Source organism: Pseudomonas sp. YuFO8 (assembly GCF_035065025.1).
GTDB classification, from domain to species: domain Bacteria; phylum Pseudomonadota; class Gammaproteobacteria; order Pseudomonadales; family Pseudomonadaceae; genus Aquipseudomonas; species Aquipseudomonas putida_AE.
In genome coordinates this window covers 14012-34843 of the sequence record NZ_JAXDEQ010000002.1, presented here as the reverse complement: position 1 = coordinate 34843, position 20832 = coordinate 14012, and the positions used below count along the sequence as shown (strand labels likewise).

Sequence of the window (20832 nt, the reverse complement as noted above, 5' to 3'; positions counted from 1 at the left end):
ATGAACACGCGGCGTCATTCCACGGCCGTGATGTCGTCGAGTTTCCAGCTCTTGTCGAAGTAGGCCAGGGTCGGGGCATACAGGCGGAAATAACTGAACCAGTGTTTGCCCGGCAGGGTTTGTACCCAGTTGCTCTCGAAGCCTTTTGGCGGGGTGGGGCCGAAGTACAGGTCTACCGAACCATCGGCGTTCTTTTTCAGATCCTGGCGCGACGACAGGTCGGCCTTGCGCTGCGGGTTGTCGATCAGGCAGCGGCTGTCGATGTCATACACCGTCATCGACCAGAACTGCTTGGCCGGCGGGTTGGCGCCGACGTGCAGGCGATAGCTCTTGGCACCGTCGAGCCAGTTGCCCTTGGCGTCGGTGTAGGCGCCGAGGTAGGTCTGGCCCAGGCCCGGGGTTTTCGAAACCATGCCCTTGGTGTTGGTGACCGCCTCGTAGAACCAGGCACTGCGTTCCCACAGTTGGTCGTAGTAAGCGACGCGCTGGGAAGGGTCGGCGATGTTCAACACCGTGTCCCACTGCCGGTCCGGCCAGTACTGGGCACCGGGAAAGCGCTTGGCGAAGGTGTTGGCCTTGGCAATCAGCTCGCCGACTTGTGCACCTTGTTCCAGGGCCTTGCGCTGGACATCGGTCGGGTTGAACGGTTTGCCCTTCTCGATGCCAAGGCTCGCGAGCATGGCCATGTAGAAGCGATCACGTTCGTTGACCGGTTCTTTCTGGATGATCTGGTGCAAGCGTTCCCAGTAGGCCATGCCCCGTGGCTGGGTGCCGGACCAGGCTTTGCCGCCGGGGGAGAGCAGTTTGGTCTGGCTGGGCTCCGCACGCTTGGCGTAGGGGTACATCCTGAATTGCTCGACCAGTGCCTTGCCCTTGGCCGGGTCGGGGTCGAGCACGCGAAAACCTACCAGCACGTTCATGGTTTGTGACCTGGCCAGGTAATACTGGCCTGCATCGGCCGGTGGCTCGGCGCCCGGTGGCAGCACCAGGTATTTGCCGCCCTTGCCTTTGTCCGGGCCGGTCTGGCCCATGTCGATGATCGCCCGTTGCCAGAAATCGCCAATACCACCCGCAGTGGGGCCAGGGGGCAGTTCGATCACCAGCGGCCCGGTTTCATTCAGATCGACGAAACCCAGGATGTAGGGTGTGGTGGCGTTGGCGGTGATGACGCCAAGCTTGTCTTCATAACTGTCGAGCACCATCAGGTCGCCATTGTGGGCGCCCAGCTTGTCGCGGAATTGTTCCTGCCATTGTGCGTAGGACACCAGCGGCAAGGCCCACAGATAACTCTGGGTCGCCTGCTGGAAGTCCAGTTCGGCATAGAGTTTGGCAATGGCGTCATGGGCGGGCAGTTCGCCTTCCATGGCGATCTTGCCGATCCGGGTGTCCAGTTCCTGGGCACCCACTCCGCAACTGACGAACATCGTCATCAGGCTGAAACCGGCTGCGCGAATGGCACCGTGCATAGGCGGGGGATTCCTTATTTACCGAAAGTGGCGTTGAGGCCGACGAACAGGGTGAATTGCGGCATGCCATCGCCTTTTTTCTCGACGGTCCATTGCGGTTCGATGAAGGCGTTGAGGATATTGGACCCGTCCTTCCACACTTTGCCACCACCCAAACCGAGTGGGATGTAGTGGGTGTCGTTCTTCAGGTCGAAGGTCCAGATGCCGGTGGAGCGCAGGTACCAGCCCTTTTCCAGGTTATGGATGATGAAGGGCTGCATCGTTGCGCTTTCGACGTTGGGCCGGTCGTGGTCGCCGGCGAACGAGCTCTGGTATTGCACCAGCGCGCCCAACAGGCCGCGGGGTGAAGAGTCGATCGCAACCGCGGCCAGACCGGCTTGCCATTTGCCGGTACCGAGCTCGTCCTGGTCGGCAGTGGGGGCGGTGATCATCGGGCCGATGCCCAACTGCACGCCTTCGGTCTTCACCAGGAAAATATCGAACAGGTTCAGGTCACCTTCGCCGGTGCTGTAGCCACTGTTCGGGTCCGGGTGGGTACTGATCGGCGCCGTGGCGCGTATCAACTGCGGCACGCTAATGTAGTCGTTGGGCGCAATCGGCAGGGTGCCGCGTATCAGCAGGTCATTGGTATGGATGTTGGTGTCGTAGTACTTCGGGGTGTAGTAGTCCTGAGCGCTCATGCCCGGGGCGAAATTCAGCGGGTTGTTGCTTTTGTTGGCGGTCTCGGCGTTATCCGCCTGGGCGCAAACAACAGGCGCAAGCAAGGTCGCCAAAAAAAAGGCGCGCGTCCCCGGTTTGTTCAACATGATTCCCCGATTCCTTGGTGGCTCATTTGGATGACTCGGCACTTGGCGGCCGTTACTGCGTAAGCTCTTTCCTATCAGCCTGTAGGATATGTCTGTAGACGCTAGCAGTTAACCAGCGATTCGCTAGTCGAAGGGGTTAATTCTTTGGTTTTGTGTGCGGGTTCGTATTAATTTTGTGTACTAAAAAGTTGATACGAATCAGGGGGTTGCGGGGAGTAATTAGAAGCTGGCGTATTGGGGCGCGCTTTGGTGGCAAGGCTCGCGCCTGCAAGAGGTTGCTACCTGCAGGCGCGAGGCGTCTGGGTATTTGCTGTAACCTTCAGCTCTTTTTCCCCTGCCCGAACGCCCGCTCTTCCTGCTCGCGCAACTCCGGTGTCAACTCTTCGCCGAAATCCTCCAATTCGAATACCTGGCGAATCTCGATCTCGGCTTCGGTGCCTGGCATCGGGTTGGGGCAACGCTTGACCCATTCGATGGCTTCTTCTTTGGACTTCACTTGCCACAGCCAGAAACCGGCGATCAGTTCCTTGGTTTCGGCGAAGGGGCCGTCGATGACCGTGCGCTTGTCGCCCGCGAAGCGCACGCGGGCGCCTTTGCTGCTCGGCTGCAGGCCTTCGCCGGCGAGGAGGATGCCGGCCTTGGCCAGTTCCTCGTTGTAGTTGCCCATGGCGGTCAGCAGTTCGGTGCCGGGCATGATGCCGGCTTCGGAGTCCTGGCTGGCTTTGATGATGATCATGAAACGCATGGTGGAGTCTCCGTTGGATTTGGATGGTTCAGTTATAGTCGAACGATCACCGGCCAAATCGACAACGCTGTACCAACAAATTCCTGGGTACACACCGATCCCTGTAGGAGCTGCCGCAGGCTGCGATCTTTTGACCTGACTTTATCGCTTCGAAGATCAAGATCAAAAGATCGCAGCCTTCGGCAGCTCCTACAGGGAAACAGGAAACAGGGGGGGCAGGGGCGGGTCAAGGGTTGTATGCAATTCTGTGCGCCGAAGCATGACAATTTATGTTTGGCCATAGGTCGTCGGACAATTTCGTGGTTAACTTCTGCCTCTTCAAAATTCTCCACCACCAACGTTCAGAAGGACTCCGTTCATGGCTCAAGTCACTCTTAAAGGCAACCCGGTTCAAGTCAACGGCCAACTGCCACAAGCCGGTTCCAAGGCGCCAGCCTTTTCCCTGGTGGCCGGCAATCTGTCCGACGTCACCCTGCAAGACTTCGCCGGCAAGCGCAAAGTGCTGAACATCTTCCCAAGCGTCGATACCCCGACCTGCGCCACTTCCGTGCGCAAGTTCAACGCCCAGGCCAACGATGTCGCCAACACCGTGGTGCTGTGCATCTCCGCTGACCTGCCGTTCGCCCAGGCTCGCTTCTGCGGTGCCGAAGGCCTGGAAAACGTGCAGAACCTGTCGACCCTGCGCGGTGCCGAGTTCATCGAGAACTACGGCGTGGCCATTGCTGACGGCCCACTCAAAGGCCTGACCGCCCGTGCCGTGGTGGTACTGGACGAAAACGACAACGTGCTGCACAGCGAGCTGGTCAAGGAAATCGCTGAAGAACCTAACTACGAAGCCGCGCTCGCCGCTCTGAAGTAAGTAAAGCATTACAATTGTTAACGGCCTGGCCCTGTCCAGGCCGTTTTCATTTGTGTTTCAGTATGTTGGATATCTCTCCTGTTACGTAAGCCGAAGGTAAATTGCCGGTAAAGGCGCTTTGCTTATGACCCACCAGTGCTTATCGTTCAGCCTCATGTAAAACAAGCCCACGCGCCCAATGGTTGATCACTCAATGCAATCCTCCGCTTCCCGTAGTCCTCGTCGCTGGCTGTTTGGCCTGCTTGTCCTGTTGGTCATCGCCGCCCTGTGCTGGAAATTCTGGCCGGGCAGCGCTGCGCCGAAAGAGGGTGCGGGGCAAAAAGCCGTGGCCGGGCACACCGGCAGGTCAGGCGGGATGCGGCCGGGGTTTGGCGGCGCGGCAGGGCCTGTGCCGGTGCGTGTGGCGCCGGCGGTCACGGGGGATTTCCCGCTGTATTACAAGGCGCTGGGCACGGTGACGGCGCTGAACACCATCAACGTGCGCAGCCGTGTCGGTGGTGAGTTGATGAAGATCTATTTCGAGGAAGGGCAGATGGTCAAGGCGGGTGACCTGCTGGCTGAAATAGACCCGCGTCCCTACCAGAACGCCTTGCTCCAGGCTGAAGGCACCTTGCTGCAGAACCAGGCACAGTTGAAAAACGCCCAGGTGGATGTCGAGCGCTATACCGGCCTGTACCGTGAGGACAGCATCGCCAAGCAAACCCTGGACACCGCCGTGGCACTGGTCGGTCAGTACCTGGGCACGGTCAAGACCAACCAGGCGGCGGTCAACGACGCCAAGCTCAATCTGGAATTCACCCGCATCCGCGCACCCATTGCCGGGCGTGTCGGCCTGCGCCAGCTGGACGTCGGCAACCTGGTGGCGGCCAACGACACCACCGCGCTGGCGATCATCACCCAGACCCAGCCCATCAGCGTGGCCTTCACCTTGCCGGAAAACAGCCTCGACGTGGTGCTGGCCCGCTATCGCAGCGGTGCCAAGCTGCCGGCCGAGGCCTGGGATCGTGGCGACACCAAGCTGCAGGCCACCGGCGTGCTGCAGAGCCTGGACAACCAGATCGACGTCACCACCGGCACCCTGAAATTCAAGGCGCGCTACGAAAATCGCGACCAGGCGCTGTTCCCCAATCAGTTCGTCAATGTGCGCCTGCTGGCGGACACCCTCAAAGGCGTGGTGCTCGCGCCATCCGCAGCGATCCAGTTCGGCACCAACGGCACCTTCGTCTATGCCCTGGATGGCGACAAGAAGGTCAAGATCCGTCAGTTGAAGATCGGTGCCAGCGACGGCGAGAACACCGTGGTCACCGAAGGCCTGTCCGCCGGTGATCGGGTGGTGCTGGAGGGCACCGACCGCCTCAAGGACGGCAGCGATGTGGAAGTGGTCAACGACCCGCAGCAAGTGCCGACTAACCCCGCCGGCCACCTGCAGGGCAAATCCGCGGCCACCACGACTGAACCGGCACCTGCCGACAAGGCGAAAAAGGGCGGCGCATGAATCTCTCGCGGCTGTTCATCCTTCGCCCGGTTGCGACCACCCTGAGCATGCTGGCCATTATCCTGGCCGGCGTGATCGCCTATCGCCTGCTGCCGGTGTCGGCCTTGCCCCAGGTCGATTACCCGACCATTCGCGTCATGACCCTGTATCCCGGCGCCAGCCCGGATGTCATGACCAGTGCCGTGACCGCGCCGCTCGAGCGCCAGTTCGGGCAGATGCCCGGCCTGACCCAGATGGCGTCCACCAGCTCCGGCGGCGCCTCGGTGCTGACCCTGCGTTTCAGCCTCGACATCAACATGGACGTCGCCGAGCAACAGGTGCAGGCGGCGATCAACGCCGCGACCAACCTGCTGCCCAAGGATTTGCCGGCACCGCCGGTGTACAACAAGGTCAACCCGGCCGATACCCCGGTGCTGACCCTGGCAATCACCTCCAAGACCATGCTGTTGCCCAAGCTCAATGACCTGGTCGACACCCGCATGGCGCAGAAAATCGCCCAGATCAGCGGCGTCGGCATGGTCAGCATTGCCGGTGGCCAGCGCCAGGCGGTGCGGATCAAGGTCAACCCCGAGGCCCTGGCGGCCAACGGCCTGAACCTGTCGGACGTGCGCACCCTGATCGGCGCCTCCAACGTCAACCAGCCAAAAGGCAACTTCGATGGCCCGACCCGGGTGTCGATGCTCGATGCCAACGATCAACTGACCTCGCCCAAGGATTACGCCAACCTGATCCTGGCCTACGCCAACGGCGCGCCGTTGCGGCTCAAGGACGTAGCAGAAATCGTCGACGGCGCCGAGAACGAACGCCTGGCGGCCTGGGCCAATGAAAACCAGGCGGTGTTGCTGAACATCCAGCGCCAGCCAGGGGCCAACGTGATCGAAGTGGTGGACCGGATCAAGGCCTTGCTGCCGAGCATCACCGACAACCTGCCGGCCGGCCTCGATGTCACCGTGCTGACCGACCGCACCCAGACCATTCGCGCCTCGGTCACCGACGTGCAGCACGAACTGCTGATCGCCATCGCCCTGGTGGTGATGGTCACCTTCCTGTTTCTGCGCCGGGCCAGTGCCACGATCATTCCGTCGGTGGCCGTGCCGCTGTCGTTGATCGGCACCTTCGGCGTGATGTACCTGGCCGGCTTTTCGGTCAACAACCTGACCCTGATGGCCCTGACCATCGCCACCGGCTTCGTGGTGGATGATGCGATCGTGATGCTGGAGAACATTTCCCGGTTCATCGAAGAGGGCGACAGCCCATTGAACGCGGCGCTCAAGGGCGCCAAGCAGATCGGCTTCACCCTGATTTCCCTGACCCTGTCGCTGATCGCCGTGCTGATCCCGCTGCTGTTCATGGCCGATGTGGTGGGGCGGCTGTTCCGCGAGTTCGCCATCACCCTGGCCGTGGCGATCCTGATTTCCCTGGTGGTGTCCCTGACCCTGACGCCGATGATGTGCTCGCGGTTGCTCAAGCGTGAACCCAAGGAAGAAGAGCAAGGCCGTTTCTACCGCGCAAGTGGCGCAGCAATTGATTGGATGATCGCGGCTTACGGGCGAAAGTTAAAGTGGGTTCTCAAGCACCAGCCGTTGACGCTGATGGTGGCCATTGGCACCTTGGCGCTGACGGTGTTCCTGTACATGGTGGTGCCCAAAGGCTTTTTCCCGGTGCAGGACACCGGGGTGATCCAGGGCATTTCCGAAGCACCGCAGTCGATTTCCTTCGCCGCGATGAGCGAGCGCCAGCAGGAGCTGGCCAAGGTGATCCTGGCGGATCCGGCGGTCGAGAGCCTGTCGTCCTACATCGGCGTCGACGGCGACAACTCGACACTCAACAGCGGTCGGTTGCTGATCAACCTCAAGTCCCACAGCGACCGCGACCTGAGCGCTACTGAAGTGATCGCGCGCTTGCAGCCGGAACTGGACAAACTGGTGGGCATCCGCCTGTTCATGCAACCGGTGCAGGACCTGACCATCGAAGATCGGGTCAGCCGCACGCAGTACCAGTTCAGCATGTCGTCGCCGGATTCCGAACTGCTCAGCCTGTGGAGCGGGCGCCTGGTCGAAGCCCTGGCCCAACGGCCGGAGCTGACCGACGTGGCCAGCGACTTGCAGGACAAGGGCTTGCAGGTCTACCTGGTGATCGACCGCGACGCCGCGTCGCGGGTCGGGGTGTCGGTGTCGAACATCACCGATGCGCTGTACGACGCCTTCGGGCAGCGGCAGATATCCACGATCTACACCCAGGCCAGCCAATACCGCGTGGTGTTGCAATCGCAGTCCGGCGAGAAGATCGGTCCGCAGGCGCTGGACCAGATCCACGTCAAGACCACCGATGGCGGGCAGGTGCGCCTGTCCAGCCTGGCGCATATCGAAGAGCGCCAGGCGCAACTGGCGATCACCCACATCGGCCAGTTCCCGGCGGTGATGATGTCGTTCAACCTGGCCCCCGGCGTGGCGCTGGGGCATGCGGTGGAGATCATCGAACAGGTGCAGCAGGACATCGGCATGCCGATTGGCGTGCAGACCCAGTTCCAGGGCGCGGCCGAAGCGTTCCAGGCGTCGCTGTCGAGCACCTTGCTGCTGATCCTGGCGGCGGTGGTGACCATGTACATCGTGCTGGGCGTGCTCTACGAGAGCTACATCCACCCGATCACCATTCTCTCGACCTTGCCCTCGGCGGCGGTCGGCGCCTTGCTGGCGTTGATCCTCAGCGGCAATGACCTGGGGATGATCGCGATCATCGGCATCATCCTGCTGATCGGCATCGTCAAGAAGAACGCGATCATGATGATCGACTTCGCCCTCGACGCCGAACGCAACCAGGGCATGGATCCGGAAACGGCGATCTATCAGGCGGCATTGTTGCGTTTCCGGCCGATCCTGATGACCACCCTGGCAGCCTTGTTCGGCGCGGTGCCGTTGATGCTGGCCACCGGTTCCGGCGCGGAATTGCGGCAACCCTTGGGTCTGGTGATGGTCGGCGGCTTGCTGTTGAGTCAGGTCCTGACCCTGTTCACCACGCCGGTGATCTACCTGTATTTCGACCGCCTCGGTCGGCGCTGGGGTCGCAAGCCTGAAGCCGTGGAAGCGGTAGAGCAGCCATGAACCTCTCCGGTCCTTTCATCAAGCGCCCGGTGGCAACCATGTTGCTCAGCCTGGCGATCATGCTGCTGGGCGGCGTGAGTTTCGGCCTGTTGCCGGTCTCGCCGTTGCCGCAGATGGACTTCCCGGTGATCGTGGTCCAGGCCAGCCTGCCTGGCGCCAGCCCGGAAGTCATGGCTTCCACCGTGGCCACGCCGCTGGAACGTTCCTTCGGCGCCATCGCCGGGGTCAACACCATGAGCAGCCGCTCCAGCCAGGGCTCGACCCGGGTCATCCTGCAATTCGACCTGGACCGCGACATCAACGGCGCGGCGCGGGAAGTGCAGGCGGCGATCAACGCCTCGCGCAACCTGCTGCCCAGCGGCATGCGCAGCATGCCGACCTACAAGAAGGTCAACCCGTCCCAGGCGCCGATCATGGTGTTGTCGTTGACCTCGGACGTGCTCGAAAAAGGCCAGCTCTATGACCTGGCGTCGACCATCCTGTCCCAGAGCCTGTCGCAAGTGCAGGGCGTCGGCGAAGTGCAGATCGGCGGCAGCTCCCTGCCAGCGGTGCGCATCGAGCTCGAACCCCACGCGCTCAACCAATACGGCGTGGCCCTGGACGATGTGCGCAACACCATCGCCAATGCCAACGTGCGCCGGCCCAAGGGCTCGGTGGAGGATGGCCAGCGGCTGTGGCAGGTGCAGGCCAACGACCAGCTGGAAAAGGCCAAGGACTACGAGTCGCTGATCATCCACTACGCGGACGGTGCCGCCCTGCGCCTGAAGGACGTGGCCAAGGTCAGCGACGGCGTCGAGGACCGCTACAACAGTGGCTTCTTCAACGACGATGCGGCGGTGCTGCTGGTGATCAACCGCCAGGCCGGGGCCAACATCATCGAGACGGTCAACGAGATCAAGGCCCAGTTACCGGCGTTGCAGGCCGTACTGCCGGCCAGCGTCAAGCTGAACCTGGCCATGGACCGCTCGCCGGTGATCAAGGCCACGCTGCACGAAGCGGAAATGACCCTGCTGATCGCCGTGGCGCTGGTGATCCTGGTGGTGTTCCTGTTTCTCGGCAACTTCCGCGCCTCGCTGATCCCGACCCTGGCGGTGCCGGTGTCGCTGGTCGGCACCTTTGCCGTGATGTACCTCTACGGTTTCTCGCTGAACAACCTGTCGCTGATGGCGTTGATCCTGGCCACCGGGCTGGTGGTGGACGATGCCATCGTGGTGCTGGAGAACATCTCCCGGCACATCGACGCGGGGGTGCGGCCGATGAAGGCGGCGTACCTCGGCGCCCAGGAAGTCGGCTTCACCTTGCTGTCGATGAACGTCTCGCTGGTGGCGGTGTTCCTGTCCATCCTGTTCATGGGCGGGATCATCGAGAGCCTGTTTCGCGAATTCTCCATCACCCTGGCGGCGGCGATCGTGGTGTCGCTGGTGGTTTCGCTGACCCTGACGCCGATGCTCTGTGCCCGCTGGCTCAAGCCACACACACCGGGCCAGGAAAACCGCCTGCAGCGCTGGAGCCGGCGGGCCAACGACTGGATGGTCGGCAAATACGCCACCAGCCTCGACTGGGTGCTGCGTCACAAGCGCCTGACGCTGCTCAGTCTGTTTGTGACAATTGGCGTTAACGTTGCGTTGTATATCGTTGTTCCTAAAACGTTTCTTCCTCAGCAGGACACCGGTCAGCTGATCGGTTTCGTGCGCGGCGACGATGGTCTGTCGTTCAGCGTGATGCAGCCGAAAATGGAGATCTTCCGCCGCGCCGTGCTCAAGGACGAGGCGGTGGAAAGCGTCGCCGGGTTCATCGGAGGCACCAACGGCACCAACAACGCGTTCATGCTGGTGCGCCTGAAACCGATCAAGGAGCGCAGTATCTCCGCGCAAAAGGTCATCGAACGCCTGCGCAAGGAAATGCCCAAGGTCGCCGGCGCGCAACTGATGCTGATGGCCGACCAGGACCTGCAGTTTGGCGGTGGCCGCGAACAGACCTCGTCGCAGTACTCCTACATCCTGCAAAGCGGGGATCTGGGCGCGTTGCGCGAGTGGTATCCGAAAGTGGTGACCGCCCTCAAGGCGCTGCCCGAACTGACCGCGATCGATGCCCGCGAAGGGCGGGGTGCCCAGCAGGTGACGCTGATCGTCGACCGCGACCAGGCCAAGCGCCTTGGGGTGGACATGGACATGGTCACGGCGGTGCTCAACAACGCCTACAGCCAGCGCCAGATCTCGACCATCTACGACAGCCTCAACCAGTATCAAGTGGTGATGGAGGTCAATCCGAAGTACGCCCAGGACCCGATCACGCTCAAGCAGGTGCAGGTGATCACCGCGGACGGCGCGCGGATACCGCTGTCGACCATCGCCCATTACGAGAACAGCCTGGCAGACGACCGGGTCAGCCACGAAGGCCAGTTCGCCTCGGAAAGCATTGCCTTCGACATGGCCGAAGGCGTGACCGTGGAGCAGGGCAGTGCCGCCATCGAGCGGGCCATTGCCTCGGTGGGACTGCCCGAAGACGTCATTGCGAAAATGGCCGGCACCGCCGATGCCTTTGCCGCGACCCAGAAGAGCCAGCCATGGATGATCCTCGGCGCGCTGGTGGCGGTGTACCTGGTGCTGGGCGTGCTGTATGAAAGCTACATTCATCCGCTGACCATTCTCTCGACCTTGCCTTCGGCGGGTGTCGGCGCGCTGTTGTCGATTTATGCCCTGGGCGGTGAGTTCAGCCTGATCTCATTGCTTGGCCTGTTCCTGCTGATCGGCGTGGTGAAGAAAAACGCCATCCTGATGATCGACCTGGCGTTGCAGCTCGAGCGCCATCAGGGCATGGCACCGCTGGAGTCGATTCGCAATGCCTGCCTGCAACGTTTGCGGCCGATCCTGATGACCACCCTGGCCGCGATCCTCGGCGCCTTGCCGCTGTTGCTGAGCCGCGCCGAAGGGGCGGAAATGCGCCAGCCGCTGGGCCTGACCATCATCGGCGGGCTGATCTTCAGCCAGGTGCTGACCCTTTACACCACCCCGGTGGTTTACCTCTATCTCGACAAACTGCGCCATCGCTTCAACCGCTGGCGTGGGGTGCGTACCGATGCTGCCCTGGAAACTCCGCTATGACTGACCGTTCGCTGTTCAACCTGGCTACACCGCTGATCACCGCCCGTGGCTCGCGCTTGCTGAGCCTGTCGCTGTGCGTGGCGATGCTCAGTGCCTGCGCCGTCGGCCCGGATTACCAGCGCCCGCAAACCGCGGAACCTGCGCAGTACAAGGAAGCGGCCGGCTGGCGCCAGGCCAATCCGAGCGATTCCCTGGCTCGCGGTGCGTGGTGGGAGCTGTACGGCGATCAGCAACTCAATGGCCTGATCGACAAGCTCAACAGCGCCAACCAGACCGTCGCCCAGTCCGAAGCCCAGTACCGCCAGGCCCAGGCCCTGGTGCGCAGCGCCCGGGGTGCGTTTTTTCCGACGGTGGACCTGACCCTGGGGAAAAACCGCTCCAGCCAGGGCACCGGCAGCAGCAGCTCCAGCCTGACCAGTTCCTCCAGTGGTATTCGTGACACCTACACCGCCCAGGCCGGGGTCAGTTGGGAAGCGGATGTCTGGGGCAAGTTGCGCCGCGGGCTGGAAGCCGACACCGCCAATGCCCAGGCGAGTTTTGCCGACCTGGCGGCGATGCGCTTGAGCCAGCAGTCGGAACTGGTGCAGAACTACCTGCAATTGCGGGTGATCGACGAGCAGAAACGTTTACTTGAGGCGACCGTCGCGGCCTACCAGCGCTCGCTGAAGATGACCGAAAACCAGTACCGCGCCGGGGTTTCCGGCAAGGACGCGGTGGCCCAGGCGCAGACGCAACTCAAGGGTACCGAGGCGGACATGGTCGACCTGATCTGGCAACGCGCCCAATTGGAAAACGCCATCGCCGTGCTGATCGGCTTGCCGCCGGCCGAATTCAGCCTGGCGGAAACCCAGACCATCCCGGCCTTGCCGGCGGTGCCATTGAGCCTGCCTTCGCAACTGCTGGAACGCCGCCCCGACATTGCCTCGGCCGAGCGCTCGGTCATCGCCGCCAACGCCAACATCGGGGTGGCCAAGGCCGCTTATTACCCCGATCTCACCCTGAGTTTGAACGGCGGTTACAGCAGCAGCACCTCGAAAGACCTGTTCAGCCTGCCGAACCGTTTCTGGTCGGTCGGCCCGCAACTGGCCATGACCTTGTTCGACGGCGGCCAGCGGTCGGCGGAAGTGGACCGCAGTGAAGCGGCCTACGACGAAACCGTGGCCAAATACCGCCAGACCGTGCTCGACGGCTTCCGCGAAGTGGAGAACTACCTGGTCCAGCTCAAGGTGCTGCAGGACGAAGCCGTGGTACGTCAGCAGGCGCTGGATGCAGCCCGCGAGTCGTTGCGCCTGACCGAGAACCAGTACAAGGCGGGGGTGATCGCGTACCTGGATGTGGTGGTGGTCCAGGCCGCGGCATTGAGCAATGAACGCAGCACCCTGGACCTGCTGCAGAGCCGCCTGATTGCCAGTGTGCAGCTGATTGCGGCGCTGGGTGGCGGATGGGATGGTCAACTGTAGGAGCTGCCGCAGGCTGCGATCCTTTGATCTTGATTTTTAAAGGCAACGTCAAGAGATCGCAGCCTGCGGCAGCTCCTACAGGGGGGTGTGTTATGCCACAAGATCTATGTATCACCGCAAAACCTGTAGGAGCTGGCTTGCCAGCGAAGGCGTCCGAAAGACTGGCGCAAGGTTCGAGGACGCCTTCGCCGGCAAGCCGGCTCCTACAGGGGGGCACGAGTGTGGACGGAGTTAATGTAAAACCTTAAAACAAGCGTTTCATCGCCTTGCTGGCCTTTTGCTCATTTTGTGAGTGCGTTCTCATTTGGAATCAGTACAATCGCCGGATTTATACCTCCGAGAACGGAAGCAGTACGGGGGTGATAACGAGACATCTTCATGCTCATCGGTAGTTATTCCCCAACGCTGGTAATCATTTCGCTTTGTGTGGCCATCCTCGCCTCTTACACCGCACTGGACCTGACCGGGCGCATTGCCACGGCCAAGGGCCGGGCGGTGCATTGGTGGACGGCGGGCGGGGCGTTTGCCATGGGCGTCGGGGTGTGGTCGATGCATTTCATCGGCATGCTTGCGTTCAAGTTGCCCATCGACCTGGGATACGACCTTCCCATCACCTTGCTGTCACTGCTGATCGGCATCCTGTCCTGCGGTTTCGCCCTGTGGCTGGTCAGCCAGGCGCGGTTGCCGGCCTGGCAGCTGGCGTTCGGTGCGCTGGTCATGGGTGCCGGGATCAGTGCCATGCATTACACCGGCATGGCGGCCATGCGCATGCAGCCGGGCATCGATTACGACCCGACGCTGTTCGGCGCGTCGCTGTGCATAGCGGTTGGCGCCTCGGGCGCTGCACTCTGGATTGCGTTCCGCCTGCGCCAGCACACACCTTATGTGCGCCTGATCCGTGGTGGCGCGGCGGTGATCATGGGCATTGCCATCGTCGGCATGCACTACACCGGCATGGCCGCCGCGCAATTCCCTGAGGGCAGTTTTTGCGGCGCAGCCGTCAATGGCCTGCGAGGCAATGGCCTCGATAACCTGGTCCTGATCACCACCCTGGCGGTATTGTGCATCGCCTTGCTGACCTCGATCCTCGATGCGCGCCTGGAAGCCCGGACCGCCAACCTTGCCCAGTCGTTGACCGAGGCCAATCGCGAACTGACCCAACTGGCCCTGCACGACACGCTGACCGGCCTGCCCAATCGCGTGTTGCTGGCCGATCGCATCGATCAGGGCATGTCCAGGGTCGACACCGAGGGGGGATGTCTGGCGTTGATGTTCATCGATCTCGATGGCTTCAAACCGGTCAATGACGCCTTCGGCCACCACATGGGTGACCAGTTGCTGCGCGAAGTCAGCCTGCGCCTGCGCGAGGATCTGCGTGGCCAGGACACCCTGGCGCGCATCGGCGGCGATGAGTTCGTGCTGCTGGTGCAATTGAGCGAGCCCGACGACGCGATGAACCTCGCGGCCCGCCAGGTCAGCCTGATCGGCCGTTCGTTCCGGGTGGCCGATCATGATTTGCAGATCTCCGCCAGCGTCGGCATCGCGCTGTATCCGGGCAATGGCCAGACCGCTCACGAATTGCTGATGAACGCCGATGCGGCGATGTATCACGCCAAGGGCACGGGCAAGAACGGCTACAGCTTTTTCGATGCCTCGATGAACAGCAACGCGCGCAAGCAGCTGCAATTGCTCCAGGACCTGCGCAATGCCGTGGAGCAGAAAGAGTTCAGCCTGCACTACCAGCCCAAGTTCGATGCCAACAACGGCCGCCCGGTGGGCGCCGAAGCGTTGTTGCGCTGGGAGCACCCGACCCAGGGCATGCTGTTGCCGGACAAATTCATCGAACTGGCGGAGAAGACCGGGCTGATCATTCCTATCGGTGAGTGGGTGCTCAACGAAGCCTGCCGCCAGATGCGCGAATGGTATGTGCTGGGCTACACCGACTGGCGCATCGCGGTGAACCTCTCGGCCTTGCAGTTCTGCCATGTGGGCCTGGTGCAGAGCGTCGCCAAGGCGCTGGCCACGCACCGTTTGCCAGCCAACAGCCTGACTCTGGAAATCACTGAAACCACGGCCATGAGCGATGCCGATGCGAGCATGACGGTGTTGCAGGAGCTGTCGGACATGGGCGTTGACCTGTCCATCGATGATTTTGGTACCGGTTACTCGAGCTTGATGTACCTCAAGCGCCTGCCGGCCAACGAGCTGAAGATTGACCGCGGTTTTGTACGCGACCTGGAGCGTGACAGCGATGACGCCGCGATCGTATCGGCCATCGTCGCCCTCGGCCAGGCACTGGGCTTGCGGATCGTCGCCGAAGGCGTGGAAACGGGCTCGCAGCAGGACTTCCTGACCCAGCTCGGTTGCGATTCGTTGCAGGGTTATCTGCTGGGGCACCCGTTGCCAGCCGAACGCTTCATGAAAGAAATCCACCGCGCCGAGCAGTTGGCCTTGGCTTGATCCGGCCGGACCGATGAGGGTTTCATGCAAAATCCGCCAATGGCGGTTATTCTTCCCCCCGACTGCATAGGGTTGAAAGGGGGAAAGTTTGCATGGAAAAAGTCATCGTCATCACCGGCGGGAGTCGCGGCATCGGTGCCGCTACGGCGCTGTTGGCTGCCAAACAAGGCTATCGGATCTGCATCAACTACCAGGCCGATGAGCAGGCCGCGCAAACGGTGCTGGACCAGGTCCGCGCTTTGGGCGCCCAAGCCATCGCGGTGCGCGCCGACGTCAGCATCGAAGACGAAGTCATCGCCTTGTTCAACCGGGTGGACAGCGAGCTGGGCCGGGTCACGGCGCTGGTGAACAACGCCGGCACCGTCGGGCAAAAATCCCGGGTCGACGAGATGTCCGAATTCCGCATCCTCAAGATCCTCAAGACCAATGTGCTGGCGCCCGTACTCTGCGCCAAGCACGCCATCCTGCGCATGTCGCCCAAGCACGGCGGGCAGGGCGGCAGCATCGTCAACGTATCCTCGGTGGCCTCGCGTCTGGGCGCACCCAACGAGTACGTCGACTACGCAGCCTCCAAGGGGGCGCTCGACACCTTCACCATCGGTTTGTCCAAGGAAGTGGCGGGTGAGGGGATTCGGGTCAACGCGGTGCGACCGGGCTACATCTACACCGATTTCCATGCGCTGAGCGGCGATCCGGATCGGGTCAGCAAGCTGGAGTCGGCGATTCCCATGGCCCGTGGCGGGCGCCCGGACGAAGTGGCGGAGGCGATTGTGTGGTTGCTGTCGGACAAGGCGTCCTATGCGACGGGGACCTTTGTCGATTTGGGTGGTGGCCGGTAAAGATCAAGATCAAAAGATCGCAGCCTGCCCGTAGGAGCTGCCGCAGGCTGCGATCTTTGCTTTTAAAATGATCTGACTATCCGCCCCAACGTCTCCATCGCCTTCTCCGCAGCCTCATCCCATGGGCTGCCATAGTTCAACCGAATACAATTCCTGAAGCGCTGGGTCGGCGAAAAAATCGGCCCCGGTGCAATGCTGATCCCTTGCGCCAACGCCATCTGGAACAACTTCAACGAATCCATCTGCTCGGGCAGTTCCAACCAGAGGAAGTATCCTCCAGCCGGCTGGCTGACACGGGTCTGCGCCGGGAAATAGCGGGCAATGGCTGACAGCATGGCGCTTTGCTGCTCCTCCAGGGCGTAACGCAACCTGCGCAAATGGCGGTCATAACCGCCGTGTTGCAGGTAATCGGCAATCGCGGCCTGGGCCGGCATCGAGGCACAGAGCGAGGTCATGAGTTTCAGCCGTTCGATCTTCTGCGCATAACGTCCGGCGGCGACCCAGCCGATGCGGTAACCCGGGGCCAGGCTCTTGGCAAAAGAGCCGCAATGCATCACCAGGCCTTCGGTATCGAAAGCCTTGGCCGGTTTGGGCGCCTGTTGGCCGTAATAGAGTTCGGCGTAGACATCGTCCTCGATCAACGGCACTTGATGAACGCGCAGCAATTCCACCAGTTCGCGTTTTTTCGCTTCGGGCATGGTCGCGCCCATCGGGTTCTGGAAGCTGGTCATGCACCAGCAGGCCTTGATCGGATGGCGTTCCAGGGTTTGCGCCAGCACGCCGAGGTCGATGCCGTCGCGCGGATGCACGGGGATTTCCACGGCCTTGAGTTTCAAGCGCTCCAGCACTTGCAGGCAGGCGTAGAACGCCGGGGCTTCGATGGCCACCAGGTCGCCGGGTTGCGTCACGGCTTGCAGGCACAGGTTCAGCGCTTCCAGGGCGCCGTTGGTAATCAGCAACTCTTCCATGGGCAGCATCAGGCCGCCGACCATGTAGCGCAGGGCAATCTGCCGGCGCAGTTGCGGGTTGCCCGGCGACATGTCGGTGACCACCATGCGCGGGTCCATGTCGCGGCTGGCGCTGGCCAGCGAGCGCGACAGCCGCTGCAGTGGAAACAGGGTCGGGCTGGGGAACGCCGAACCGAAGGCGACGGTGTTCGGGTCCTTGATCGAGTCGAGGACCGAGAACACCAGTTCGCTGACGTCGACTTCGGTGGATTCATTGACCTGGCTGCTGATCTCCGGCTCGGAAAACGGCCGTGGCGCATGGGCGTTGACGAAGTAGCCGGAGCGCGGGCGGGCGCGGATCAGGCCGCGCCGTTCGAGCAGGTAATAGGCCTGGAACACGGTCGAGGGGCTGACCCCGTAGGTCTGGCTGGCGTAGCGCACCGACGGCACGCGCTGACCGGGCCCGAGGACGCCGGTGCGGATCAGTTCAGCGATTTCATCGGCGAATTTTTCGTAGCGTTTCATCGTTAGCCTGGATTGGTGTCATTCAAGAAACCGAGGTGACTTTTTCGCTGGCAAGCCAGCTCCTACAGGTATTGCATCGTTCATGTGGGAGCGGCGGTGCGACGATTCGACTTGCTCGCGAATGGCGCACCGCAGTCTAAAGCCTTAACGGTTCATCGGCGCAACAAACCGGCTCTTGGCCACGCTGTAGACGCTTGGCTCATCGCTGTCGACGACCTTGAAGCTGATGCCCTGCGAGCTGCTGCCTGGCCGTTCCGTGGTCATCGCCACCGACACCGGCACATCGACAATCTCGCCCGGTGCCAGGCTCAGCTCGGTCCTGCCCTGCAACTGGAAGCCCTCGCCGTCGACCAGGGCCAGGTGGTAGTCCTGGCGTTGCTGGGTCTTGTTGATGACCTTGAGGCTGTAGATGTTCTCGATCTGCCCCTGACTGTTCTCGCGAAACAGGCCGCGGTCCTTGCTCACGTCCAGCGACACCATCGGCCGCTCCATCAGCGCGATGACCAGTGCAACGATCATCACCAGCAGCACGGCGGTGTAACCGATCAACCGTGGCCGCAACAGGTGAGTCTTGCCGCCCTGCAACTGATGCTCCGAGGTATAGCTGATCAGCCCGCGCTCGTAGCCCATCCTGTCCATGATCGAATCGCAGGCATCGATGCACGCGGCGCAACCGATGCATTCCATCTGCAAGCCGTCACGAATGTCGATGCCGGTCGGGCACACCTGCACGCACAGCTGGCAATCGATGCAGTCACCCAGGCCGACCTCGGCCGGCTTGACCTCGCGCTTGCGCGGGCCACGGTTCTCGCCACGGGCCACGTCGTAGGAAATGGTCAGGGTGTCCTTGTCGAACATCACGCTCTGGAATCGCGCGTACGGACACATGTGCATGCACACCGCTTCACGCAGCCAGCCGGCATTGATGTAGGTGGCGCCGGTAAAGAACAGCACCCAGAACAGGCTGACGCCGCCCATCTGCAGGGTCAGCAGTTCTTCGGCCAGCGGACGGATCGGCGTGAAATAGCCGACGAAGGTCAAGCCGGTGAGCAGGCTGATCGCCAGCCACAAGCTGTGCTTGGCCGAGCGGCGCAGGAATTTGTTCAGCCCCCAGGGCGCCGCTTGCAGCTTGATGCGCTGGTTGCGTTCGCCTTCGGTGATTTTCTCGCACCACATGAAGATCCAGGTCCAGGAGCTTTGCGGGCAGGTGTAGCCGCACCAGACCCGGCCGGCGAACACGGTGATCGCGAACAGGCCGAACGCGGCAATGATCAGCAGTGCCGAGAGCAGGATGAAATCCTGCGGCCAGAAGGTCGCGCCAAAGATGTGGAATTTGCTTTCGGAGAGGTCCCAGAGCACCGCCTGGCGACCGCCCCAGTTCAGCCAAACGGTGCCGAAGAACAGCAGGAACAGAACACCCGCGCCGCTGATGCGCAGGGTTCGGAACAGACCGGTGAAGCTGCGGGTGTGGATCAGGTTGTCGCTGGACTTGGCCTTCATCTTTGGTCGCGAAGGCTCGAAAGTCTGTACTAAGGGGGCGCTTTCTACGGTTCGGACGGGGATTCTATCGCTCATGGTCTTTCGCTCATCAGCCTCCATCAGGCAGGAGCACTATGAGCGGCGATCTGTTTGCATAACAGACTCAGGTATTGCATTAAAAACCGGATCAGATGCTCGCGGCAGCCCGGCTTGCGACAAGTTGAAGCACCTGTCGCGGCGGGGCGTGGGCGGCTATATCCCACGCTTGCAGGCCTTGTTGATCCAGGTCAGTCAAATCACCGAATCACTGTCGGTGGCCTTCAAATGCCGGCGACCGTCCACCGCACCTGCTACGGTCAAAGCGTCGGCTTCTGCTTCGGTGATGTAGATGCGCTGGCCTTCGAGGTCGACTGCCGACATTGCTTTGGCGCTATCGGTGATGATGGTCACATCGGGGCACAAGCGAATTTCCTCGCCGTTTTCGGTGATAAAGAAGCAGGTCTCGTTCTCGATGCGTACGGTCATGACGTGATCCTTGTTTTTTACGACTGATGCAGCATTAGGCTATCGGCGGCGAGCATCGTTCTGTGCAACTGATTAATGGTTGATGTGGTCCATCCTCCATCACTTTTTCAAAAGGGAATGCGCCAATGAACGCCTGGTGGCATGAAGTCTGGGTGACCCTGCAAGCGGAGTTCGCCGACATCGGCGATGCCTCGCAATTGACCCGCATCACCGTGCGCCTGCTGATGGCGGCGGTGCTGGGCGGCATCCTCGGGTTCGAGCGCGAGCACAAGGGCAAGGCCGCCGGGGTGCGCACGCACATGCTGGTGGCGCTGGGTGCGGCGTTGTTCGTGCTGGTACCGCAGATGTCCGGCTCCCAGGCCGACGCCATGAGCCGGGTGGTGCAAGGCGTGATCGCCGGGATCGGCTTCCTCGGCGCCGGCACCATCCTGAAAAACCAGGAAGGCGACGAAGGCCACGTCAAAGGCCTGACCACCGCCGCCGGACTGTGGATGACCGCCGCCATTGGCGTATCCGCCGGGTTGGGGCGGGAAGCGACGGCGGTGCTCAGTACGTTGTTGGCGCTGCTGATTCTTGGCGTGATGCCGAGGATCGTGAAGCTGATCGATAAAGACAAAGACCCAATGTAGGAGCGAGCTTGCTCGCGAAAAACGTTCAGCCACCGCGTTCATCCAGGCACTGCGCGTTATCGTTGACGACCATCGCGAGCAAGCTCGCTCCTACAGGTGCAGGTGCAGGTGCAGGGCTCGTTTTCGGGGGGAGCTCATGCTGGCTATAGTCGAACTCACCAAGGAGAAGATGATTGTCGAGCTCTTTGAGTATCGAGCTTCTACCGTCCTCTAGCAGACTCCGCTCGGTATGGAACCAAAGAAATTCGTAACTGAAGATTTTCAAAGAGAGACCAGCCGTCGACCGAGGGTTCACGGATAAGCGCGTTTTCCTCTGCGCTTGCTCGATCTGTGAATGTGCCGACGGTAAAAAAGATCATGCTCATGGCTGGCCGTACTCAAGGTGGGTGGCG

At 61.8% G+C, this 20832-nt stretch carries 14 protein-coding genes; 8 read left to right on the top strand and 6 right to left on the bottom strand.

What is annotated here, in order from left to right:
• Window positions 1-14 precede the first annotated feature (14 nt).
• The 3 genes from SOP95_RS01965 to SOP95_RS01955 all read right to left on the bottom strand — a co-directional run bounded on the left by SOP95_RS01965 (window position 15) and on the right by SOP95_RS01955 (window position 3017).
• On the bottom strand, window positions 15-1466 hold the full coding sequence (locus SOP95_RS01965; protein ID WP_323605768.1) for a DUF1254 domain-containing protein: 1452 nt from the start codon (window positions 1464-1466) through the stop codon (window positions 15-17).
• Window positions 1467-1480: 14 nt separating this feature from the next.
• Window positions 1481-2272 (bottom strand): hypothetical protein, encoded by a 792-nt coding sequence (locus SOP95_RS01960; protein ID WP_274076948.1) that lies wholly within the window; start codon window positions 2270-2272, stop codon window positions 1481-1483.
• 319 nt (window positions 2273-2591) lie between these two features.
• Window positions 2592-3017 carry a YciI family protein gene (locus tag SOP95_RS01955; protein WP_323605766.1) on the bottom strand — a complete coding sequence of 142 codons (426 nt, stop codon included), beginning with the start codon at window positions 3015-3017 and terminating at the stop codon, window positions 2592-2594.
• Window positions 3018-3375: 358 nt separating this feature from the next.
• On the opposite strand from SOP95_RS01955, the gene tpx reads away from it, so the two are divergent.
• The 7 genes from tpx to SOP95_RS01920 all read left to right on the top strand — a co-directional run bounded on the left by tpx (window position 3376) and on the right by SOP95_RS01920 (window position 16335).
• The gene (tpx, locus tag SOP95_RS01950) at window positions 3376-3876 is read left to right on the top strand and encodes a thiol peroxidase (protein ID WP_274077334.1); all 501 of its coding nucleotides are present in this window, start codon (window positions 3376-3378) and stop codon (window positions 3874-3876) included.
• A 178-nt stretch (window positions 3877-4054) separates the two neighbouring features.
• A complete protein-coding gene (locus SOP95_RS01945; protein WP_323605764.1) occupies window positions 4055-5371 on the top strand; it encodes an MdtA/MuxA family multidrug efflux RND transporter periplasmic adaptor subunit in 1317 nt (438 codons plus the stop codon).
• Window positions 5368-8472 (top strand): MdtB/MuxB family multidrug efflux RND transporter permease subunit, encoded by a 3105-nt coding sequence (locus SOP95_RS01940; RefSeq protein WP_323605762.1) that lies wholly within the window; start codon window positions 5368-5370, stop codon window positions 8470-8472. The genes SOP95_RS01945 and SOP95_RS01940 overlap by 4 nt, the downstream gene beginning before the upstream one ends.
• Window positions 8469-11576, top strand: a complete 3108-nt coding sequence (locus SOP95_RS01935; RefSeq protein ID WP_274077331.1) for an efflux RND transporter permease subunit — start codon at window positions 8469-8471, stop codon at window positions 11574-11576. Before SOP95_RS01940 ends, SOP95_RS01935 begins: the two co-directional genes overlap by 4 nt.
• Window positions 11573-13036: an efflux transporter outer membrane subunit gene (locus SOP95_RS01930; RefSeq protein WP_274077330.1), complete on the top strand. Its 1464-nt coding sequence runs from the start codon at window positions 11573-11575 to the stop codon at window positions 13034-13036. The genes SOP95_RS01935 and SOP95_RS01930 overlap by 4 nt, the downstream gene beginning before the upstream one ends.
• A 378-nt stretch (window positions 13037-13414) precedes the next feature.
• The gene (locus SOP95_RS01925; protein ID WP_323605760.1) at window positions 13415-15496 is read left to right on the top strand and encodes a putative bifunctional diguanylate cyclase/phosphodiesterase; all 2082 of its coding nucleotides are present in this window, start codon (window positions 13415-13417) and stop codon (window positions 15494-15496) included.
• Window positions 15497-15588: 92 nt separating this feature from the next.
• The gene (locus tag SOP95_RS01920) at window positions 15589-16335 is read left to right on the top strand and encodes an SDR family oxidoreductase (RefSeq protein WP_274077328.1); all 747 of its coding nucleotides are present in this window, start codon (window positions 15589-15591) and stop codon (window positions 16333-16335) included.
• Between the two features lie 62 nt (window positions 16336-16397).
• Here SOP95_RS01920 and mapR read toward each other — a convergent pair whose 3' ends face one another.
• The 3 genes from mapR to SOP95_RS01905 form a co-directional block, all read right to left on the bottom strand.
• Window positions 16398-17807 (bottom strand): GntR family transcriptional regulator MpaR, encoded by a 1410-nt coding sequence (mapR, locus tag SOP95_RS01915; RefSeq protein ID WP_323605758.1) that lies wholly within the window; start codon window positions 17805-17807, stop codon window positions 16398-16400.
• Between the two features lie 144 nt (window positions 17808-17951).
• Window positions 17952-19382, bottom strand: coding sequence for a cytochrome c oxidase accessory protein CcoG (ccoG, locus tag SOP95_RS01910; RefSeq protein ID WP_323605756.1), 1431 nt, complete (start codon window positions 19380-19382; stop codon window positions 17952-17954).
• Between the two features lie 195 nt (window positions 19383-19577).
• On the bottom strand, window positions 19578-19811 hold the full coding sequence (locus SOP95_RS01905) for a DUF3203 family protein (protein ID WP_274077325.1): 234 nt from the start codon (window positions 19809-19811) through the stop codon (window positions 19578-19580).
• A gap of 125 nt (window positions 19812-19936) precedes the next feature.
• Here SOP95_RS01905 and SOP95_RS01900 point away from each other — a divergent pair, with 125 nt between their 5' ends.
• The gene (locus SOP95_RS01900) at window positions 19937-20440 is read left to right on the top strand and encodes an MgtC/SapB family protein (RefSeq protein WP_274077324.1); all 504 of its coding nucleotides are present in this window, start codon (window positions 19937-19939) and stop codon (window positions 20438-20440) included.
• The last annotated feature ends 392 nt before the right edge of the window (window positions 20441-20832 follow it).

What these genes read in the sequence shown, in the direction of transcription:
- SOP95_RS01955 (WP_323605766.1), bottom strand. Translation starts at nt 3,017, where the DNA reads ATGCGTTTCATGATCATCATCAAAGCCAGCCAGGACTCCGAAGCCGGC.
- SOP95_RS01960 (WP_274076948.1), bottom strand. Translation starts at nt 2,272, where the DNA reads ATGTTGAACAAACCGGGGACGCGCGCCTTTTTTTTGGCGACCTTGCTT.
- SOP95_RS01905 (WP_274077325.1), bottom strand. Translation starts at nt 19,811, where the DNA reads ATGACCGTACGCATCGAGAACGAGACCTGCTTCTTTATCACCGAAAAC.
- SOP95_RS01930 (WP_274077330.1), top strand. Translation starts at nt 11,573, where the DNA reads ATGACTGACCGTTCGCTGTTCAACCTGGCTACACCGCTGATCACCGCC.
- SOP95_RS01945 (WP_323605764.1), top strand. Translation starts at nt 4,055, where the DNA reads ATGGTTGATCACTCAATGCAATCCTCCGCTTCCCGTAGTCCTCGTCGC.
- SOP95_RS01965 (WP_323605768.1), bottom strand. Translation starts at nt 1,466, where the DNA reads ATGCACGGTGCCATTCGCGCAGCCGGTTTCAGCCTGATGACGATGTTC.
- ccoG (WP_323605756.1), bottom strand. Translation starts at nt 19,382, where the DNA reads ATGAGCGATAGAATCCCCGTCCGAACCGTAGAAAGCGCCCCCTTAGTA.
- mapR (WP_323605758.1), bottom strand. Translation starts at nt 17,807, where the DNA reads ATGAAACGCTACGAAAAATTCGCCGATGAAATCGCTGAACTGATCCGC.
- SOP95_RS01920 (WP_274077328.1), top strand. Translation starts at nt 15,589, where the DNA reads ATGGAAAAAGTCATCGTCATCACCGGCGGGAGTCGCGGCATCGGTGCC.
- SOP95_RS01900 (WP_274077324.1), top strand. Translation starts at nt 19,937, where the DNA reads ATGAACGCCTGGTGGCATGAAGTCTGGGTGACCCTGCAAGCGGAGTTC.
- SOP95_RS01940 (WP_323605762.1), top strand. Translation starts at nt 5,368, where the DNA reads ATGAATCTCTCGCGGCTGTTCATCCTTCGCCCGGTTGCGACCACCCTG.
- SOP95_RS01925 (WP_323605760.1), top strand. Translation starts at nt 13,415, where the DNA reads ATGCTCATCGGTAGTTATTCCCCAACGCTGGTAATCATTTCGCTTTGT.
- SOP95_RS01935 (WP_274077331.1), top strand. Translation starts at nt 8,469, where the DNA reads ATGAACCTCTCCGGTCCTTTCATCAAGCGCCCGGTGGCAACCATGTTG.
- tpx (WP_274077334.1), top strand. Translation starts at nt 3,376, where the DNA reads ATGGCTCAAGTCACTCTTAAAGGCAACCCGGTTCAAGTCAACGGCCAA.